The sequence below is a fragment of the Superficieibacter sp. 1612_C1 genome (assembly GCF_015234305.1).
Taxonomy (GTDB): domain Bacteria; phylum Pseudomonadota; class Gammaproteobacteria; order Enterobacterales; family Enterobacteriaceae; genus Superficieibacter.
This window is the reverse complement of record NZ_JADGMI010000006.1, coordinates 116,142-135,816: the sequence shown is the minus strand read 5'-3', so window position 1 is coordinate 135,816 and position 19,675 is coordinate 116,142. Positions and strand designations below refer to the sequence as shown.

The window sequence follows — 19,675 nt, the reverse complement described above, 5'->3', positions numbered from 1 at the left end:
GCGATTAACAGATCCGCGGTAATGGTTCGGCATGTGGCAAATCCAGCGTGCGTTTAACGCCGTACAGTCCGGTCAGGCGCACGCCTTTACGTTCAACAATTTCTCCAATAATAGCAGCCTCACGCCCCAGCGGGTGTGACTGAAGTTGCTCAAGCGCCTGTTGTGCGGCGTCGCGGCTGACGGCGATCACCAGTTTACCTTCGTTGGCAAAGTTAAGCGGATCCAGCCCCAGCAGTTCGCACACGCCGCGCACGGCCTCTTTCACCGGCAGATGTTGCTCCTGAAGTTCAATGCCACAGCCGCAGGCCGCTGCAAATTCATGGGCCACGGCGTTAACGCCGCCGCGGGTCGCGTCGCGCAGCGCTTTCACGCCGGGGAGATGGCGCAGCGTCTGGATCAGAGGCGTCAATACCGCGCAGTCGCTGATGAGCGCCCCATCCAGTCCCAGTTGCTCGCGCAGGTTGAGGATCGTCGCGCCATGATCGCCCAGCGTGCCGCTGACCAGCAGGACATCGCCCGGCGTCAGCGTCTGCGCGCCCCAGTGAATATCCGCCGGGATCGCGCCGAGGCCCGCCGTATTAATAAACAATTTATCCGCCGCACCGCGCGGCACCACTTTGGTATCGCCGGTGACGATAGCGATATCTGCCGCCTTTGCCGTTTGCGCCATGCTGGTGACGACAGCCTCCAGCGTCGCCATCTCCAGCCCCTCTTCAAGAATAAAACCGCAGGAGAGAAAGCGGGGGATCGCGCCGCTCACCGCGACATCGTTGGCGGTGCCGCAGACGGCGAGCTTGCCAATATTGCCGCCGGGGAAAAAAAGCGGGTCAATTACATAGCTGTCGGTGGAGAAGGCCAGCCGATCGCCCTGAGCGGTAAACTGCGCCAGACTAAGCCGCGCCTGGTCTTCCTGCTCCGTCAGCCACGGATTCGCAAACGCCTGCATAAACAGGTCATTGATTAACTGCTGCATCGCCTGGCCGCCGCTGCCGTGGGCTATCTGGATCGTTTTCATACTTCACATTCCTGGCTTCGGTATTGATACCAGGCGGCACAGGCTCCTTCAGAGGAGACCATCAGCGCGCCAAAGGCACTTTGGGGATTGCAGGTGTTGCCAAACAGCGGGCATTGATGCGGTTTGCAGCGCCCCGTCAGCACATCGCCGCAGCGTGCGCGCGGGTCGTCGCTGGTTTTTTGCGGGGCCGGACGAAAGTGCGCCTCGGCATCAAAACGCTGATAAGGTGCGGTGAGCTGAACGCCGGAGTCGGCAATCAGCCCCAGCCCGCGCCACTCACTCTCGCCTTTGACGGTAAACACTTCTGCAATTGCTTCCTGCGCACGCTTATTGCCCGCATCGGGCACCACGCGTCGGTACTGATTTTCTACCAGGCTACAGGCTGCTATTTTCTGCTCAACCAGCATGCTGACGCCTTGCAGTAGATCAAGAGGTTCGAAACCGGCCACCACCAGCGGACGCTGATAGCGTTCGGCGATAAAACCGTAGGCCTCTGTACCTATCACCATACTGACGTGACCGGGAGCAAGAAACGCGTCAATGCCGTTATCAGGCTGATCAAGCAGGCTGCGCAGCGTGGGGATCAGCGTAATATGCTGACAAAAAAAGAAAAAGTTCTCAACGTTACGCGCCAGCGCCTGCTGAAGGGTAATCGCCGTGGCGGGCATGGTGGTTTCAAACCCCAGCCCGAAAAAGACCACCTTACGCGCTGGATTCTCCTGCGCCAGCCGCAGGGCATCCATTGGGGAATAAATAATACGAACGTCTGCGCCGCGCGCTTTCGCCTGCATCAGCGAGCCGTTTTTGCCCGGGACGCGCATGGCGTCGCCGAAGGTGCAAAAAATAACCTCCGGGCGGCTGGCTATTTCAATACAGCTATCAATCCGCCCCATTGGCAGCACGCACACCGGGCAGCCGGGGCCGTGGATAAATTCGATATTCTCAGGCAGCAACTGGTCGATACCAAATTTAAAAATGGCGTGGGTATGCCCGCCGCACACCTCCATAATGCGCAGCGGCCGCGCGGCGGTATAGTCCAGATGCGCCGCCCGGACGCGCAGGTGAGCGATAAGCCGCATCACCTGTTCCGGCGCGCGGTATTCATCAACGAAACGCATTATCGTTCCTCGCCGTACAGCAGTGCGCCGACGTCTGGCTCGACGTCAAACATATTTTGCAGCGCTTCCAGGGTGTCGCGTGCTTCCGCCTCGTCAATAATACTCATCGCAAAACCGACGTGGACCAGCACCCACTGGCCGATACGCGACTGGCCTTGTTCGTCGCAGCTGCCTACCAGCGTCAGGTCTACATCGCGCTGTACGCCGCAGACTTCGACCTTTGCCTGGTTACCGTCAATGGCGCGGATTTGTCCGGGAACGCCTATGCACATCGCTGCGCCTCCAGCCAGTTAAGCCAGTTTTCCATGCCTTCGCCGCTGGTGGCAGAAATGAGCATAATCTCAATGGCGGGATTCACTTCACGCGCGGCGGCAATGCATTTCTCGACGTCAAAATTAAGATACGGCAATAAATCCACCTTGTTGAGCAGCATTAACGAGGCGGCGGCGAACATATGCGGATATTTCAGCGGCTTGTCTTCGCCTTCGGTGACTGACAGCACGGCGACTTTACCGCGCTCGCCGAGATCGAAGCTGGCCGGGCAGACCAGATTGCCAACGTTTTCGATAAACAGAATGCCGCCTTTCTCCAGCGGCAGGCGCGGCGCGGCGTCGGCGATCATCTGCGCGTCAAGGTGGCAGCCTTTACCGGTATTTACCTGAATGGCGGGGGTGCCGGTGGCGCGGATGCGCGCGGCATCGTTAACCGTTTGCTGATCGCCTTCGATCACCGCGCAGGGCACCCGATCCTTCAGCCGCAGCAGCGTTTCGGTCAGCAGCGTCGTTTTACCGGAGCCAGGGCTGGAGACCAGATTCAGCACCAGTTGCTGCTGTTCGGCAAAGCGGGCGCGATTTCGTGCGGCCAACCGGTTATTTTTATCCAGCACGTTAATTTCCACTTCCAGCATTCGCCGCTGGCTGATACCGGGCGCGTGGGTGCCCGCCTCGCCGTGGCCGTAATGCAAATCGCCACCTGCTGACTGCTGAGGCTGAAAATCTGGCGTTTTAATACCGGTGATAGTTAACGTCGGGCGGGACGCAGGCGCAAAGGGCGCGCTGCGAAACGCGGAGTGCGGGTTATGTTCATCGCCCTCTATATAAAGGTTGCCTTCACCACAACCGCATGTCGTACACATAAGTTACTCCTGATCAATTTCAAGGCGCTGGATCTGCAAACCATCGTCGGCCACGATGCGCAGAGTGTCGCTCTGACACTGCGGGCAGCGGCGAACATGCTGCGACACCAGATGTACATACTGCTGGCAGTGTTCGCACCAGCATTCCGCCTGTTGTTCTTCAACGTGCAGTTTACAGCCTTCCGCCAGGGTGCCGCGGCAGACCAGATCAAAACAAAAGGTGAGCGCGGCAGGTTCCACGCAGGAAAACGCGCCTACTTTGAGCCAGACGCCGGTCACGCGTTTTGCGCCGTGCGACGCGGCCTGCTGTTCAATAATTTCCAGCGCCCGCTGGCAGAGGGTGATTTCGTGCATAGCGCCTCCCGTACAAGATGGCCTGTTAATGCAATAACGGTGCCAGTTACTGCTAATCAATAACGCAGACTGTCGGTGACGATGTCGAGATGACGAAATGACATGTCAATATATCAATGGTTTCTATATAAAAACTCTATAAATCAGATGGTTAAAAACTGGCATGGAAAGTGCTTATCAAGCTGGTCTCTTTTAACCGGGTAACCTGACATGACTATTTGGGAAATTAGCGAGAAGGCCGATTACATCGCTGATCGACACCGCCGCCAGCAGGATCAGTGGCGTAACTACTGCAACTCTTTGGTTCAGGGGCTCACGCTGTCCAAAGCCCGCCTGCATCACGCGATGAGCTGCGCGCCGGAAAAAGATCTCTGCTTTGTCCTGTTTGAACACTTTACGATTTACGTCACCCTGGCCGCCGGATTCAACAGCCACACCATTGAATACTACGTTGAGACAAAAGAGGGTGAAGATAAGCTGCTGATTGCACAGGCTGAATTGACCAGCGACGGCAAGGTCGATGGCCGCATTGATAGTCGGGATCGTGAACAGGTTCTTGAGCATTATCTGGACAAAATCTCCGCTGTGTATGACGGCTTGTATGCTGCGGTAGAAAACGATCTTCCTGTGGATTTACGCCAACTGGTGAACAAACAGGGACAGGCCACGCTGGCCTGAAGTTACGCATGTCGACAGGTGTCGAAAATGACATCTGTCGCCATGATTTCGTCAAAAATGACTATCACCTGAGGAATGCCTGGTGAATCGTTTTGTAATTGCTGACTCCACCGTCTGCATCGGTTGTCGCACCTGTGAGGCGGCCTGTGCAGAGACGCATCGTCAGCACGGCCTGCAAGCCATGCCGCGCCTGCGTGTGATGCGTAATGAAAAAGAATCTGCTCCGCAGATGTGCCACCACTGTGAAGACGCGCCGTGCGCCGGGGTGTGCCCGGTTAACGCGATTACCCGCGTTGACGGTGCGGTACAGCTGAATGAGAGCCTGTGCGTAAGCTGCAAACTGTGCGGTATCGCCTGTCCGTTTGGCGCGATTGAATTTTCCGGCAGCCGACCGCTGCATATTCCGGCCAATGCCAATACGCCGAAAGCGCCGCCTGCCCCTCCTGCGCCAGCACGCGTCAGTACGCTGCTGGACTGGGTGCCGGGCGTGCGCGCCATTGCCGTGAAGTGCGATCTGTGCAGTTTCGACGAGCAGGGACCCGCCTGCGTACGAACCTGTCCAACCAAAGCGCTGATGCTGGTGAACAACCGCGACATTACGCTTGCCAGCAAGCGTAAACGTGCGCTGACCATTAACACCGACTTCGGCGATCTGTCGCTGTTTCAGTCGCAGAGCGGGGAGGCGAAATGAACGCAGCGTCTTTAGTTAGCCAGGCGGTGATCTGGTATGTCGCCAGCGCGGTGCTGGCGTTTGTGTTCTGCGCCTGGAAACGGGTGAGCGGGGCGATTGCCGGGATCGGCGGCGCGGTAGCCAGCGCGATGGTGGCGGTCGCCGGGTTTATGACGCTGATCGCCTGGATACCCGCTGGTGCGGAAGGCGTGTGGAATGACATCGTCATCCCCGTCGTTCACGTAAACCTGCATCTGACAGGAATCAGCGCCGTGTGGCTGGTGGCGCTTGGCTTATCAGCGCTGTTCGTCAGCGTATTTAACATTAACTGGCATCACCATCCGCAGGCGAAATCTAACGGCTTGCTGATCAATGTGCTGATGGCCGCTGCCGTGTGCGCAGTCACCGCAAAAAATCTGGGTACGCTGGTGGTCATGGCAGAAATTATGGCGCTGTGCGCCGCCTTTCTGACTGGCTGTATGCAATCCGGCAAGCTGTGGTTTGTGCTGGGACGCCTGGGCACCCTCCTGCTGGTGATAGCCTGCTGGCTGGCATGGCAGCGCTATGGCTCGCTGAACTTCGGCATTATTCACTCACGTGTTTTACAACAGCCGTTGGGCAGCGATATCTGGCTGCTGGGGGTTATTGGATTTGGCCTGCTGGCAGGGGTGATCCCGCTACACGGCTGGGTTCCGCAGGCTCACGCCAATGCCAGCGCACCCGCAGCTGCTCTGTTTTCCACGGTGGTGATGAAAGTGGGCCTGTTTGGGATGCTGGTATTTTCAACGCTGGAAATCAATGTGCCGCTGTGGTGGGGCGTCGCGCTGCTTGTTCTGGGCATATTGACCGCTTTTGTCGGCGGCCTGTATGCGCTAATGGAACATAATATCCAGCGCCTGCTGGCATATCATACCCTGGAAAATATCGGCATTATTCTGCTCGGTTTTGGGGTTGGCGTGACGGGAATAGCACTACGCTCACCGCTGATGACGGTGCTGGGTTTTACCGGCGGACTCTATCACCTGGTGAACCACAGTCTGTTTAAAACGACGCTTTTCCTTGGCGCAGGCGCGGTATGGTTCCGCACCGGTCATCGCGACATCGAAAAACTTGGTGGCATCGGCAAAAAAATGCCGCTGATTTCATTGGCGATGCTGGTGGGTCTGATGGCGATGGCCGCGCTGCCACCGCTGAACGGCTTTGCCGGCGAGTGGGTGATCTATCAATCCTTCTTCAAACTCAGCAGCAGTAACGTCTTTATTGGCCGTCTGCTTGGTCCGCTACTGGCGGTAGGGCTGGCGATCACCGGCGCGTTAGCCGTGATGTGTATGGCGAAAGTGTATGGCGTCACCTTCTTGGGCGCACCGCGCACGAAGGAAGCAGAAAATGCGACCGCTGCACCGTGGCTGATGACTATCAGCGTGGTGCTGGCGGCGCTGTGCTGCATCGTGGGCGGGGTGACCGCGCCGTGGCTGCTGCCGCTCATCGGAAATCTCTTCCGGTTGAATGCCGAGCCTACAACCTCCGTGGTTTCGCAGCCGATGATCGCCCTGCTACTGATCGCCTGTCCGCTGCTGCCGTTCATCATCATGCTGATCTTCAAACGTGACCGCCTGGCGAACCGTTCACGCGGTCCGGCCTGGGTCTGCGGCTACGATCACGAGCAGTCAATGGTGATCACCGCCCACGGTTTTGCCATGCCGGTGAAAGAAGCGTTTGCGCCAGTGCTGAAGCTGCGCAAATGGCTGAATCCGGTATCGCTGGTGCCGGGCTGGCAGAGCGCGGCAGCACCTGTCCTGTTCCGCCGCATTGCGCTGGTTGAACTGGCGGTGCTGGTGATTATTGTCGTCACGCGAGGAGCCTGAAAATGACCTATGTTCTTGCTTTACTTCAGGCGCTGGCGCTGTTTGCCTTTGCGCCGCTGCTCTCCGGCACCACCCGCGTGGCGCGTGCCCGGATGCATAACCGTCGCGGGCCTGATGTGCTTCAGGAGTACCGCGACATCATCAAACTGTTGGGCCGTCAGAGCGTCGCTCCTGCCGCCTCCGGCTGGGTTTTTCGCGCCACGCCGTTTGTGATGGCGGGCGTGATGTTAACCATCGCCGCCGCGCTGCCGGTGGTGACGGTCGCCTCTCCGCTGCCGCAACTGGGCGATTTGATCACCCTTATCTATCTGTTTGCCGTCGCGCGTTTCTTCTTTGCCATTTCCGGCCTCGATACCGGCAGTCCGTTTACCGCCATCGGCGCGAGCCGTGAAGCGATCCTCGGCGTGCTGGTGGAACCTATCCTGCTGCTCGGCCTGTGGGTCGCGGCGCAGGTGGCCGGCTCTACGCATATCAGCAGCATCACCGACACCATTTACCACTGGCCTGCCGCGCGCAGTATTCCGCTGATCCTCGCGCTGTGCGCCTGCGCCTTCGCCACCTTTATCGAAATGGGCAAACTGCCATTCGACCTCGCGGAAGCGGAGCAGGAGCTACAGGAAGGCCCGCTGTCGGAGTACAGCGGCAGCGGTTTCGGCGTCATCAAGTGGGCCATTAGCCTGAAACAGCTGGTGGTACTGCAAATGTTCGTCGGCGTGTTTATCCCGTGGGGACAAATGACCAGCTTCAGCGCGGGCGGCCTGCTGCTGGCGATTGTAGTTGCTGTGGTTAAGGTCATCGTCGGCGTGCTGGTTATCGCGCTCTTTGAAAACAGCATGGCGCGTCTGCGTCTGGATATCACCGGGCGCATTACCTGGGCCGGGTTTGGTTTTGCCTTTTTAGCTTTCGTCTCCCTGCTGGCGGCGTTTTAAGAGAGTTTATTTATGTCTGAACAAAAAATCGGTCAACATTATCTCGCCGCGCTGCACGAGGCTTTCCCTGGCGTCGTGCTGGATGAAGCCTGGCAGACCAAAGACCAGATCACGATCACCGTGAAGGTGAACTATCTGCCGGAAGTGGTCGAGTTTCTGTACTACAAACAGGGCGGCTGGCTGTCGGTACTGTTTGGCAACGATGAGCGCCCGCTGTGTGGTAATTACGCCGTCTACTACGTGATGTCGATGGAGCAGGGGACGAAGTGCTGGATCACCGTGCGCGTTGACGTTGACGCCAACACGCTGGAGTTCCCCTCCGTCACGCCGCGCGTTCCTGCTGCCGTCTGGGGCGAGCGTGAAGTGCGCGACATGTACGGCCTGATCCCGGTTGGCCTGCCGGATGAGCGTCGGCTGGTACTGCCGGACGACTGGCCGGACGATCTCTATCCGCTGCGTAAAGACAGCATGGATTATCGTCAGCGCCCCGCACCGACTACCGATGCCGAAACCTACCAGTTTATCAACGAACTGGGCGACAAGAAAAACAACGTGGTGCCGATTGGCCCGTTGCACGTCACCTCCGATGAACCAGGCCACTTCCGCCTGTTCGTTGACGGCGAAAATATTATTGATGCCGACTACCGTCTCTTCTATGTCCATCGCGGTATGGAAAAGCTGGCGGAAACCCGGATGGGTTATAACGAAGTGACCTTCCTGTCAGACCGCGTGTGTGGTATCTGCGGCTTTGCGCACAGCACGGCCTACACCACCTCCGTCGAGAATGCGATGGGCATCGTGGTGCCGGAACGCGCCCAGATGATCCGCGCTATTCTGCTGGAAGTGGAGCGTCTGCACTCGCATCTGCTTAACCTCGGTCTCGCCTGCCACTTTACCGGCTTTGACTCTGGCTTTATGCAGTTCTTCCGCGTGCGCGAAGCGTCGATGAAGATGGCGGAGATCCTGACCGGGGCGCGTAAAACCTACGGCCTGAACCTGATCGGCGGGATTCGTCGCGATCTGCTGAAGGACGATATGATCCAGACCCGTCAACTCGCGCAGCAGATGCGCCGCGAGGTGAAAGAGCTGGTCGATGTATTGCTCAGCACGCCGAACATGGAACAACGCACCGTTGGCGTCGGCCGCCTTGACCCGGAGATCGCCCGCGATTTCAGCAACGTTGGCCCGATGGTGCGCGCCAGCGGCCATGCCCGCGATACCCGCGCCGATCATCCGTTTGTCGGTTACGGCCTGCTGCCGATGGAAGTGCACAGCGAGCAGGGCTGCGACGTTATTTCTCGCCTGAAAGTGCGTATCAACGAAGTGTTTACCGCGCTGAATATGATTGACTACGGCCTCGATAACCTGCCCGGCGGCCCGCTGGCGGTCGAAGGCTTTACCTATATTCCCAACCGCTTCGCCCTCGGTTTTGCCGAAGCGCCACGCGGCGACGACATCCACTGGAGCATGACCGGCGACAATCAGAAGCTGTACCGCTGGCGCTGTCGCGCAGCCACCTACGCCAACTGGCCGACCCTGCGCTATATGCTGCGCGGCAACACCGTCTCCGACGCGCCGCTGATTATCGGCAGCCTCGATCCCTGCTACTCCTGCACCGACCGCATGACCGTGGTCGACGTGCGTAAGAAGAAAAGCAAAGTGGTGCCGTACAAAGAACTTGAGCGTTACAGCATCGAGCGTAAAAACTCGCCGCTGAAATAAGGAATCGCCATGTTTACCTTTATCAAAAAAGTCCTCAAAACCGGCACAGCGACCTCCTCTTATCCGCTGGAGCCGATTGCCGTCGATCCTAATTTCCGCGGCAAGCCGGAGCATAATCCGCAGCAGTGCATCGGCTGCGCAGCCTGCGTCAATGCCTGTCCGTCGAATGCGCTGACGGTGGAAACCGATCTCGCCACCGGCGAGCTGGCGTGGCAGTTCAACCTCGGGCGCTGCATCTTCTGCGCCCGCTGTGAAGAAGTGTGCCCAACGGCGGCGATCAAACTCTCACAGGAGTACGAACTGGCGGTGTGGAAAAAAGACGATTTTCTTCAGCAGTCCCGCTTTGCGCTGTGCAACTGCCGCGTCTGCAACCGTCCTTTTGCGGTGCAGAAAGAGATCGACTACGCCATTGCGCTGCTTGCGCACAACGGCGACAGCCGCGCGGAACTTCACCGCGACAGCTTTGAGACCTGCCCGGAATGCAAGCGCCAGAAATGTCTGGTGCCGTCCGACCGTATTGAACTGACTCGCCATATGAAAGAGGCCAGCTGATGAGCAATTTATTAGGCCCGCGTGACGCCAACGGCATTCCGGTGCCGATGACGGTGGATGAATCCATCGCCAGCATGAAAACCTCGCTGCTGAAAAACATCAAACGTTCAGCCTACGTTTACCGCGTGGACTGCGGCGGCTGTAACGGCTGTGAAATTGAAATTTTCGCCTCTATTTCGCCGCTGTTCGATGCCGAACGCTTTGGTATTAAAGTGGTGCCGTCGCCGCGCCACGCCGACATCCTGCTGTTCACGGGGGCCGTGACTCGCGCCATGCGTTCACCCGCGCTGCGCGCCTGGCAGTCCGCGCCGGATCCGAAAATCTGTATCTCCTACGGGGCCTGCGGCAACAGCGGCGGCATCTTCCACGACCTGTACTGCGTCTGGGGCGGCACCGACAAAATCGTGCCGGTGGACGTTTACATTCCCGGCTGCCCGCCGACGCCTGCCGCCACGCTGTACGGCTTCGCGATGGCGCTCGGCCTGCTGGAGCAGAAAATCCACGCCCGCGCGCCGGGCGAACTGGACGAGCGGCCTGCCGATATTTTGCATCCTGATATGGTGCAGCCGCTACGCGTGAAAGTGGATCGCGAGGCGCGTCGTCTGGCGGGCTACCGCTACGGTCGCCAGATCGCCGACGATTATCTGCGTCTGATAAACCAGGGCGAGCACCAGGTGACACGCTGGCTGGAAGCGGAAAACGATCCGCGTCTCACCGAGATCGTTACCCAACTGAATCAGGTCGTTGAAGAGGCGCGTATCCGATGAGCGAAACGGTGGTGTTCAGTCAGCTGAGCCGTAAATTTATTGACGAGAACGATGCGACGCCCGCCGAGGCACAGCAGGTGGTCTATTACAGCCTGGCGATTGGTCACCACCTCGGCGTAATCGACTGTCTGGAGGCGGCGCTGACCTGTCCGTGGGAGGATTATCTGGCGTGGATCGGCACCCTGGAAGCGGGCAGCGAGGCGCGGCGCAAGATGGAAGGCGTGCCGAAATACGGTGAAATCGTCATTGATTTTAACCATATTCAGATGCTGGCGCGCGCGTTCGACAATGCGCTCGCGACGCAAACACCGCAGCAGCAGGAATGGAGCAAACTGATGCTCAGCATGCTCCACGACATTCATCAGGAGAGCGCTATCTATCTGATGGTGAGACGCCACCGCGACTGACGTCTCTCCCGTCTTCGGCTACGCTGATGATTCGGTTTATCTGAAGGCGGGAGTATGACAATGAGCGTGAACGATTACGATGCCATGGCGGCAGACTACAGCGCCGACAACGAAAACAACGCCTGGAATGCCCTCTACGAACGGCCTGCTATTCTGGCGATGGCAGGTGACGTGGCGGGAAAGCGCGTCCTTGACGCCGGTTGCGGCGCGGGCGCGCACAGCGAAGCGCTGCTGGCCGGCGGCGCGGACGTTGAGGGCTGTGATTTAAGCGCCGGGATGCTGCGGCAAGCCAGACGACGGCTGGGAGAGCGCATCGCGCTAAAGCAGGTGGATCTGACGCAGCCTTTGCCGTATGCGGATAATCAGTTTGACATGATCCTCTCCTCGCTGGCTCTGCATTATCTCGAAGACTGGTCGCAGCCGTTGGGTGAGTTTCATCGCATTTTAAAGGACGACGGGCGGCTGGTGTTTTCGACCCACCATCCGTTTATGGATCATGCGCAGAGCGGCGGCGTGGATTATTTCGCGACCTATACCTTCGAAGAAGCGTGGCAGCGCGGCGACCAGACCGTGACCATGCGCTTCTGGCACCGTCCGCTGGTGGCGATGTTACGCGCCATTGAACAGGCCGGTTTTCATATTGAGCAGATAGACGAACCGATGCCGCTGGCGCAAGCGCGGGAGAAATTCCCTGACGCCTGGCGGAAACTAACAACCGCGCCGCGCTTTCTCTTTTTCGCATTGCGGAAAGCGTAGCGGCGTTCTTAATGAAATACATGTAGCGTGGAGAGAAGGGTGACTGACGTTTTATTGTGCGTGGGCAACAGTATGATGGGCGACGATGGCGCGGGTCCGTTGCTGGCGGAAATGTGCGCCGCTAACCCGCAGGGCGACTGGGTTGTTATCGACGGCGGCAACGCGCCAGAAAATGACGTTTTCGCCATCCGCGAACTGCGCCCGCAACGCCTGCTGATTGTCGATGCCACCGATATGGGACTCAATCCTGGCGAGATCCGCATAATCGACCCGGACGACATCGCTGAGATGTTTATGATGACCACCCATAATATGCCGCTCAACTACCTGGTCGATCAGCTTAAAGACGACGTGGGAGAGGTGATTTTTCTCGGCATTCAGCCGGATATTGTTGGGTTTTATTACCCGATGACCCAGCCGATCAAAGACGCGGTAGACACCGTTTACGCCCGGCTGGCAGACTGGCAGGGAGACGGCGGTTTTGCGCAGCTTTGAGGCGGCGATTTAGTCGGCGGTAGCCGCGTTTGGCTCTTTGCCCGGTGGCGCTGCGCTTACCGGGCCTACGTGCGATGCCATCGTTTGTAGGCCGGATAAGGCGAAGCCGCCATCCGGCATTACAACGCCGTTGTGGCCGCTGTGGGTTTCCTGCCCGGAAGCATTGTGCCACCGGGCAGCTACATCAATCCAAATCCGCCCCGTTGCTGGCGATCACTTTCTTATACCACCAGAACGATTTTTTACGTTTGCGATCCAGCGTACCGTTACCCGCATCATCGCGATCGACGTAAACGAAACCGTAACGTTTGCTCATTTCGCCGGTGGAGGCCGCCACCAGGTCAATACAGCCCCAGGTGGTGTAGCCGATAACCGGAATACCGTCTTCAATGGCCTCGCCCATCGCACGGATATGCTCGCGCAGGTAGCTGATACGGTAATCGTCCTCGATCTCGCCTTCGGCATTAATTTCATCGTGCGCGCCGAGGCCGTTTTCGACTAAAAACAGCGGCTTCTGGTAGCGGTCATACATCATATTCATGGTGATGCGCAGACCGAGCGGATCGATACCCCAGCCCCATTCGCTCACCTGAATATGCGGGTTGCGCAGCGACTTGACGATATTCGCCGCGTTAGTGTTCTGCGCGTTCATATCCGCCGAGGCGCAGCGCGAGGCGTAATAGCTGAAGGAGACGAAATCCACGGTGTTTTTCAGGATCTCTTCGTCGCCCACCTCTTTGACAATCGCGATCCCTTTCTCCCGGAATACGCGCGCCGCATAGGCGGGATAAGCACCGCGCGCCTGCACGTCGATAAAGAACAGATTTTCGCGGTCCTTTTCCAGCGCCATCCACACATCTTCCGGCTTGCAGGAGTAAGGATAGAAATTACCGCCCGCCAGCATGCAGCCGACCTGGTTGTGCGGATTAATTTCATGGGCGATTTTAGTCGCCAGCGCGCTCGCCACCAGTTCGTGATGGGCGGCCTGATATTTCACCTGCTCCTGATTATCGCCCTCTTCAAACACCAGCCCGGCACCCGAAAAGGGGCTGTGCAACATGATGTTGATTTCATTAAAGGTCAGCCAGTATTTCACCAGCCCGTCGAAGGCTTCAAAACAGGTGCGCGCATAGCGGGCAAAAAAGTCCACCATTTTGCGGTTGCGCCAGGAGCCGTATTCCGTCACCAGATGCATCGGCACGTCGAAATGGCACAGCGTGACCAGCGGTTCAATGCCGTACTTTCTGCACTCCTCAAAAACCGCGCGGTAAAAGGCAATGCCTTCTTCATTCGGCATCGGTTCGTCGCCGTTAGGGTAGAGGCGGCTCCAGGCAATTGAGGTGCGGAAGACGGTAAAGCCCATCTCCGCCATCAGCGCGATATCTTCTTTATAGCGATGATAAAAATCAATCGCCTGGTGGCTCGGATAATATTCATCCTCGCGCAGGGTGAAGCGCTTCTCCTGCCCGAGCTTGACGGGCAGACGGTTCTTGCCGTGCGGGATCATATCGACGGTGGTTAACCCTTTACCGCCCTCCAGATACGCGCCTTCAGACTGGTTGGCGGCCATTGCGCCGCCCCATAAAAAATCGTGTGGGAAGGGAGATGTCATGCATTACCTCGCTCAGTGTCCATGTTGTGCAGTTGATTTTTTTCAGATGCTGTCTTCTGGTGAATGTCTTCCTCAACCGGAATATCCTCAAAGCCCAGCATCAGGGTGAGAATAAAGGAGAGTACCACTGCCAGCGCCATCACGCCGAATACCCAGAAGATCGTCATTGGCCTGGCCGGATCGAAAAACTGCACGCTGGTAAACAGCCCCGGTGCGGCCATCGAATGACTGGCCAGCCCGGCGATACCCGCCACTGCGCCGCAGATAAAGCCGCTGATCAGACTGGCAATCAGCGGGCGTTTCAGGCGGATCGCCACGCCGTACAGCGCGGGTTCAGAGATGCCCGCCATAATCGCCGATGCCGCCGCGGCCAGCGCCGTCTGCCGCAGTTCCGGATTTTTGGTTTTCCACGCGACGGCCAGCGAAGAACCGCCGAGCGACAGATTAGCGCCAATTTCTGACGGCATCACCATACCTTCTTTCCCGGTTTCGGCGATGGTCTGAATAATGGTCGGTGTAAAGACGCGGTGCATCCCGGTCATCACCAGCAGCGGCCATAGCGCGCCCATGATCGCCACCGACAGCCAGCCGAGATAATCGTGCACCGTATAGACCAGCGCAGAAATCGCGCTGCCGATCCAGATACCGATCGGGCCGATAAGCAGGATCGCCAGCGGCGCGGCAATCAGCACGATCAGCATCGGTTTAAGGAAGTTTTTGGTGACCGCCGGGGTAATGCGATCCACCCAGCGTTCGATATACGACAGGCACCAGGTCATCACCAGCGCCGGGATCACCGTATAGGTATATTTCACCGCCGTTACCGGGATCAGCGCGAACTCCACGTGCTCGCCCTGGGCGGCTTTCGCCATCAGGTCGATAAAGCTCGGATGCACCAGCACGCCTGCGATGGCGATGGCCAGCGACATATTGGTTTTGAATTTCACCGCCGCCGACGCCGCCACCATCAACGGCAGGAAGAAGAATGCGCCGTCGCCGATGACCGTCAGGATGGTTAACGTCGGCGAGCCTTTTGTCAGCACGCCGGTCATCTCAAGGATCATCGCCAGCAGTTTCACCATCGAGCCGCCGATGATCGCCGGGATCAGCGGCGACATGGTGCCGATCAACGCATCAAGGATCCCCGCGCCGATGCGCCGCAGCGTCAGCGGCGGTTTCCCCGCCGGTTCCACCGGCTGCATATTCTGCGGCAGCAGGCTGACCACCTCGCGATACGCCTGCGACACGGTGTTGCCGATAATCACCTGACACTGGTTGTCGTTGCGTACCACGCCAAGGACGCCGCTGAGACTTTTCATGGTGGCGCTATCAATTTGTGCCTCGTCTTTGACCACAAAACGCAGGCGCGTCATGCAGTGGGTGACCGCCGCGATGTTTTCTGCTCCGCCCAGCGCGGAGACCACCGAGCGGGCCAGTGGCGCATAGTTCTTAGCCATCGGATCTCTGTCCTGTTTTTCATTAAACGGCACGAGCGCCGTAGAAGGGTGATTAAATTTTGTATAGGAAACCGGTTCCACATCAGGGTGATGAGTTTGTATTTCTCAGGCAAGATCTAATTTTTTTATGTTGCTGAATTGTGATGTAGATCGCTTTGCCCTGCATGACGCTCACAGGCCAGCGCTGTAAATTGACAGAGGGTGAAGTACACTCGGCACATCTTATGAAGAGGGACGGGCGATATGGCGACGATGCTGGAAGTGGCGAAGCGGGCAGGGGTGTCGAAGGCGACGGTTTCACGCGTGCTGACAGGCAACGGCTACGTCAGCCAGGAGACCAAAGATCGCGTTTTTCAGGCGATTGAAGAGAGCGGTTACCGGCCTAATTTGCTGGCGCGCAGCCTGGCAACCAAATCCACGCAAACCATCGGACTGGTGGTGACCAATACGCTCTATCACGGCGTCTATTTTAGCGAGCTGCTGTTTCACGCTGCGCGGATGACCGAAGATAAGGGAAGGCGATTAATCCTTGCCGACGGTAAACACAGCGCCGACGAGGAGCGCGAGGCAATTCAGTACCTGCTCGATCTGCGCTGCGATGCGATTATTATCTATCCGCGTTTCCTGAGCGTGGATGAGATGGATGACATTATTCAGAGCCATAGCCAGCCGATTATGGTGATTAACCGCCGCCTGCGCCGTAATCGTAGCCATTGCGTCTGGTCCGATCAAAAAGCGTCGAGTTTTCACGCCGTCTCGCACCTTATCGCGCAGGGCCATCGCGATATTGCGTTTATCACCGGATCGCTGGATTCGCCCACCGGCATTGAACGCCTTGCCGGGTATAAAGAGGCATTAGGCCAGAATAATATCGCCGTATGTAACGCGCTGATTGTGGAAGGAAAATGGACGCCTGCTACCGGTGCGGCAGGCGTTGAGACACTGCTTGCACGCCAGGTGCCGTTTTCCGCGCTGGTTGCCAGCAATGACGATATGGCGACCGGAGCCATGAAGCAGTTGCACCAGCAGGGAATACGCGTGCCGGAGCAGGTATCGGTGCTTGGTTTCGATGATACCGCGCTCGCTCCGTATCTTATTCCCTCCCTGTCCAGCGTTAAAATCCCGGTGACGGAGATGATTAAGGAAACCATCAGCCGCCTGATTTTTATGCTCGACGGCGGCGAGTTTAATTATCAGCAAACCTTCCCCGGCGAGCTTATCGTGCGCGATTCTCTCACTGCCGGGCCGCATGCCTGAACCTCGACAACTGTCATCGTCACTTCTGTCGATGACAGTAACAAAATCCTCTTCGACAAATAAATATCTTTAAAAATCAATTATATAATAATTGGCGCGAATTATGCATCCTCCAGCGCGTTATCAGCCATTACTGGAGAGTTTGATGAACCGTTTCATCATTGCTGACGCGAGCAAATGCATTGGTTGTCGCACCTGCGAAGTCGCCTGCGTGGTATCCCACCAGCAGGATCAGGATTGCGCAGCCCTGACGCCGCAAAATTTTCTGCCGCGTATTCACGTTATTAAAGGGGTCAATGTTTCCACCGCTACCCTGTGCCGCCAGTGCGAGGATGCGCCCTGTGCCAATGTCTGCCCGAACGGCGCAATTAGCCGTGATAAAGGCTTTGTGCATGTGATGCAGGAGCGCTGCATCGGCTGTAAAACCTGCGTTGTGGCTTGTCCTTATGGCGCGATGGAAGTGGTTTTGCGTCCGGTGGTGCGTAACAGCGGCAGTGCGCTGAACGTGCGCGCGGAGAAAGCCGAGGCCAATAAATGCGATCTCTGCCACCATCGTGAAGAAGGCCCGGCCTGTATGGCTGCCTGCCCAACGCACGCGCTGGTCTGCGTTGACCGCAACAAACTTGAGCAGTTAAGCGCGGAAAAACGTCGTCGCACGGCGCTGGATACTGCCACCTCCCTGATATTTTAAATCCCAATCGTTTCACTTTTAACAGGTCTGTTACTGATGAAAAAAATGACGAGCGTATGTCCTTATTGCGGCGCGGGCTGCAAACTGAAGCTGGTTGTCGAGAATAATCGTATTATCCGCGCGGAAGCGGCGGACGGTAAAACTAACCAAAATGAACTCTGTCTGAAGGGCTATTACGGTTGGGATTTTCTGAACGACACTAAACTACTGACGCCACGCCTGACGCAGCCGATGATCCGCTATCAAAAGGGCGGCAAATTTACGCCGGTAAGCTGGGATGAAGCCATTCGCTACACCGCGAAACGGCTGAGCGATATCAAGCAAAAATACGGCCCGCGCGCCATTATGACTACCGGATCATCGCGCGGGACCGGTAACGAAACCAACTATGTGATGCAGAAATTCGCCCGCGGCGTGCTGCATACTAATAATGTCGACTGTTGTGCCCGCGTGTGCCACGGACCGTCCGTTGCCGGATTGCAGGAGACGCTCGGTAACGGTGCCATGAGCAACTCCATCGGCGATATCGAAAACTCGCGCTGTCTGCTGGTTTTCGGCTACAACTGCGCCGATTCGCATCCAATCGTCGCGCGCCGGGTGATTAAAGCGAAGCAGAACGGGGCCAAAATCATCGTTTGCGATCCACGCCGTATTGAAACCGCGCGCATCGCCGATCAGCATCTGCAAATCAACAACGGCTGCAATATGGCGCTGGTCAACGCGTTCGCTTACGTGCTGCTGGAAGAAGAACTCTACGATAAAGAATATGTGGCGCGTTATACCACCGGGCTGGATGCGTACCGCGAGCAGGTGCAGGATTACGCGCCGGAAGCGGTGGAGCATCTGACCGGCGTGTCGGCGCAGCAGATCCGTCAGGCGATGCGCACCTACGCCGCCGCGCCCTCCGCCACTATTATGTGGGGGATGGGCGTGACCCAGTTTGGTCAGGCGGTGGACGTGGTGAAAGGGTTGTCGAGTCTGGCGTTAATGACCGGCAATTTAGGTCGTGAAAACGTCGGCGTTGGTCCGGTGCGTGGGCAGAATAACGTGCAGGGCGCGTGCGATATGGGCGTGTTGCCCAATCAGTTCCCCGGCTATCAGGATGTAGTTGATCCCAACGTGCGGGCGAAATTCGCCAACGCCTGGGGCATCGACGTTAATCAAATGGATGATAAGGTCGGGGTGCGGATCACCGAGGTACCGCACCTGGCGCTGGAAGGCAAGGTCAAAGCCTACTACATCATGGGGGAAGATCCGCTCCAGACCGAGGCTGATTTAGGGTTGGTGCGTAAAGGATTCGAAGCCCTCGATTTTGTGGTGGTGCAGGATATCTTTATGACCAAAACCGCCGAGCAGGCTGACGTGCTGCTGCCCGCGACCTCCTGGGGCGAGCACGGCGGGGTCTTTACCTGCGCCGATCGCGGCTTCCAGCGTTTCGAAAAAGCCATTGAGCCGAAGTACAACGTCAAGCGCGACTGGGAAATCATCAGCCTGCTGGCCAGCGAAATGGGCTACCCGATGCATTACGACAATAACCAGCAAATCTGGGACGAAATGCGCGAGCTGTGCCCGCTGTTCTACGGCGTGACGTATGAAAAAATGGGCGACATGGGGCACGTTCAGTGGCCGTGTCCGACGCTGGACCATCCCGGTACGCCGTATCTGTATGAAGGCAATAAATTCTCCACGCCGGATGGCAAAGGGCATCTTTTTGCCGCCCCGTGGCGCGCGCCTGCCGAACGCCCTGATGAGGCGTATCCGCTGGTATTGTGTACCGTGCGTGAAGTGGGGCATTACTCCTGCCGCTCGATGACCGGCAACTGCGCCGCCCTGCAAACGCTGGCTGACGAGCCGGGTTTTGTGCAGATCAATCCGCTGAACGCAGAGCAACTGGGCGTGCGGGACGGACAACTGGTGTGGGTCGAATCCCGCCGTGGTAAAGTGATCACCCGCGCCAGCGTCAGCGAGCGTATCAACCAGGGCAGCGTCTATATGACCTACCAGTGGTGGATTGGTGCCTGCAACGAGCTGACGCAGGATAATCTTGATCCGATTTCTAAAACGCCGGAAACCAAGTATTGCGCGGTAAAAGTGACGGCGATTGCCGATCAACGTCAGGCGGAAGAGTACGTGCAGACCACCTACAGTAATATGAAAGGACGGCTGTGCGAAGCGATAGCAGAGTAATCATAGCG

General features: G+C 57.6%; 20 protein-coding genes. 13 read left to right on the top strand and 7 right to left on the bottom strand.

Translation table 11 applies throughout. The annotated features are described in order from the left end of the window. Window positions 1-4: 4 nt before the first annotated feature. From hypE to hypA, 5 genes are read right to left on the bottom strand one after another with little or no spacing between them, the layout of a single operon-like run. Window positions 5-1,015, bottom strand: coding sequence for a hydrogenase expression/formation protein HypE (gene hypE, locus INT84_RS19805; protein WP_194208179.1), 1,011 nt, complete (start codon window positions 1,013-1,015; stop codon window positions 5-7). Then, the gene (gene hypD / locus INT84_RS19800; protein WP_194208178.1) at window positions 1,012-2,133 is read right to left on the bottom strand and encodes a hydrogenase formation protein HypD; all 1,122 of its coding nucleotides are present in this window, start codon (window positions 2,131-2,133) and stop codon (window positions 1,012-1,014) included. The genes hypE and hypD overlap by 4 nt, the downstream gene beginning before the upstream one ends. Beyond that, the gene (locus INT84_RS19795) at window positions 2,133-2,405 is read right to left on the bottom strand and encodes a HypC/HybG/HupF family hydrogenase formation chaperone (protein ID WP_194208177.1); all 273 of its coding nucleotides are present in this window, start codon (window positions 2,403-2,405) and stop codon (window positions 2,133-2,135) included. The genes hypD and INT84_RS19795 overlap by 1 nt, the downstream gene beginning before the upstream one ends. Beyond that, window positions 2,396-3,268, bottom strand: a complete 873-nt coding sequence (gene hypB, locus INT84_RS19790) for a hydrogenase nickel incorporation protein HypB (protein ID WP_194208176.1) — start codon at window positions 3,266-3,268, stop codon at window positions 2,396-2,398. Before hypB ends, INT84_RS19795 begins: the two co-directional genes overlap by 10 nt. 3 nt (window positions 3,269-3,271) lie before the next feature. Further along, on the bottom strand, window positions 3,272-3,622 hold the full coding sequence (gene hypA / locus INT84_RS19785; protein ID WP_194208175.1) for a hydrogenase maturation nickel metallochaperone HypA: 351 nt from the start codon (window positions 3,620-3,622) through the stop codon (window positions 3,272-3,274). A 210-nt stretch (window positions 3,623-3,832) separates the two neighbouring features. On the opposite strand from hypA, the gene hycA reads away from it, so the two are divergent. The 10 genes from hycA to hycI all read left to right on the top strand — a co-directional run bounded on the left by hycA (window position 3,833) and on the right by hycI (window position 12,463). Then, on the top strand, window positions 3,833-4,300 hold the full coding sequence (gene hycA / locus INT84_RS19780) for a formate hydrogenlyase regulator HycA (RefSeq protein ID WP_176919304.1): 468 nt from the start codon (window positions 3,833-3,835) through the stop codon (window positions 4,298-4,300). 82 nt (window positions 4,301-4,382) lie between these two features. Then, window positions 4,383-4,991, top strand: coding sequence for a 4Fe-4S dicluster domain-containing protein (locus INT84_RS19775; RefSeq protein WP_194208174.1), 609 nt, complete (start codon window positions 4,383-4,385; stop codon window positions 4,989-4,991). Further along, window positions 4,988-6,835, top strand: a complete 1,848-nt coding sequence (gene hycC, locus INT84_RS19770) for a formate hydrogenlyase subunit 3 (RefSeq protein WP_194208173.1) — start codon at window positions 4,988-4,990, stop codon at window positions 6,833-6,835. Before INT84_RS19775 ends, hycC begins: the two co-directional genes overlap by 4 nt. A 2-nt stretch (window positions 6,836-6,837) precedes the next feature. Beyond that, entirely contained in the window at window positions 6,838-7,764 is a 927-nt protein-coding gene (locus INT84_RS19765; RefSeq protein ID WP_194208172.1) for a respiratory chain complex I subunit 1 family protein, read from the top strand. A 12-nt stretch (window positions 7,765-7,776) separates the two neighbouring features. Next, window positions 7,777-9,486 carry a formate hydrogenlyase subunit HycE gene (gene hycE / locus INT84_RS19760; protein WP_194208171.1) on the top strand — a complete coding sequence of 570 codons (1,710 nt, stop codon included), beginning with the start codon at window positions 7,777-7,779 and terminating at the stop codon, window positions 9,484-9,486. 9 nt (window positions 9,487-9,495) lie between these two features. Continuing rightward, window positions 9,496-10,038: a formate hydrogenlyase subunit HycF gene (hycF, locus tag INT84_RS19755; protein ID WP_176919299.1), complete on the top strand. Its 543-nt coding sequence runs from the start codon at window positions 9,496-9,498 to the stop codon at window positions 10,036-10,038. Continuing rightward, a complete protein-coding gene (locus INT84_RS19750; RefSeq protein WP_176919298.1) occupies window positions 10,038-10,805 on the top strand; it encodes an NADH-quinone oxidoreductase subunit B family protein in 768 nt (255 codons plus the stop codon). The genes hycF and INT84_RS19750 overlap by 1 nt, the downstream gene beginning before the upstream one ends. Further along, window positions 10,802-11,212 (top strand): formate hydrogenlyase maturation HycH family protein, encoded by a 411-nt coding sequence (locus INT84_RS19745; protein WP_194208170.1) that lies wholly within the window; start codon window positions 10,802-10,804, stop codon window positions 11,210-11,212. The genes INT84_RS19750 and INT84_RS19745 overlap by 4 nt, the downstream gene beginning before the upstream one ends. A 60-nt stretch (window positions 11,213-11,272) precedes the next feature. Further along, complete coding sequence (locus INT84_RS19740; RefSeq protein ID WP_194208169.1) at window positions 11,273-11,968, top strand: class I SAM-dependent methyltransferase; 696 nt, start codon at window positions 11,273-11,275, stop codon at window positions 11,966-11,968. Between the two features lie 39 nt (window positions 11,969-12,007). Further along, window positions 12,008-12,463 carry a hydrogenase maturation peptidase HycI gene (hycI, locus tag INT84_RS19735; RefSeq protein ID WP_194208168.1) on the top strand — a complete coding sequence of 152 codons (456 nt, stop codon included), beginning with the start codon at window positions 12,008-12,010 and terminating at the stop codon, window positions 12,461-12,463. Window positions 12,464-12,647: 184 nt separating this feature from the next. On the opposite strand, the gene INT84_RS19730 is transcribed toward hycI, so the two are convergent. Further along, on the bottom strand, window positions 12,648-14,075 hold the full coding sequence (locus tag INT84_RS19730; protein ID WP_194208167.1) for a 6-phospho-beta-glucosidase: 1,428 nt from the start codon (window positions 14,073-14,075) through the stop codon (window positions 12,648-12,650). Further along, a complete protein-coding gene (ascF, locus tag INT84_RS19725; RefSeq protein WP_194208166.1) occupies window positions 14,072-15,532 on the bottom strand; it encodes a PTS cellobiose/arbutin/salicin transporter subunit IIBC in 1,461 nt (486 codons plus the stop codon). The genes INT84_RS19730 and ascF overlap by 4 nt, the downstream gene beginning before the upstream one ends. Before the next feature lie 243 nt (window positions 15,533-15,775). On the opposite strand from ascF, the gene INT84_RS19720 reads away from it, so the two are divergent. The 3 genes from INT84_RS19720 (at window position 15,776) to fdhF (ending at window position 19,667) form a co-directional block, all read left to right on the top strand. Further along, window positions 15,776-16,789, top strand: coding sequence for a LacI family DNA-binding transcriptional regulator (locus INT84_RS19720; protein ID WP_194208165.1), 1,014 nt, complete (start codon window positions 15,776-15,778; stop codon window positions 16,787-16,789). Between the two features lie 145 nt (window positions 16,790-16,934). After that, complete coding sequence (gene hydN, locus INT84_RS19715) at window positions 16,935-17,480, top strand: electron transport protein HydN (protein ID WP_176919291.1); 546 nt, start codon at window positions 16,935-16,937, stop codon at window positions 17,478-17,480. Between the two features lie 36 nt (window positions 17,481-17,516). Further along, a complete protein-coding gene (gene fdhF / locus INT84_RS19710) occupies window positions 17,517-19,667 on the top strand; it encodes a formate dehydrogenase subunit alpha (protein WP_194208164.1) in 2,151 nt (716 codons plus the stop codon). Window positions 19,668-19,675: the final 8 nt, after the last annotated feature.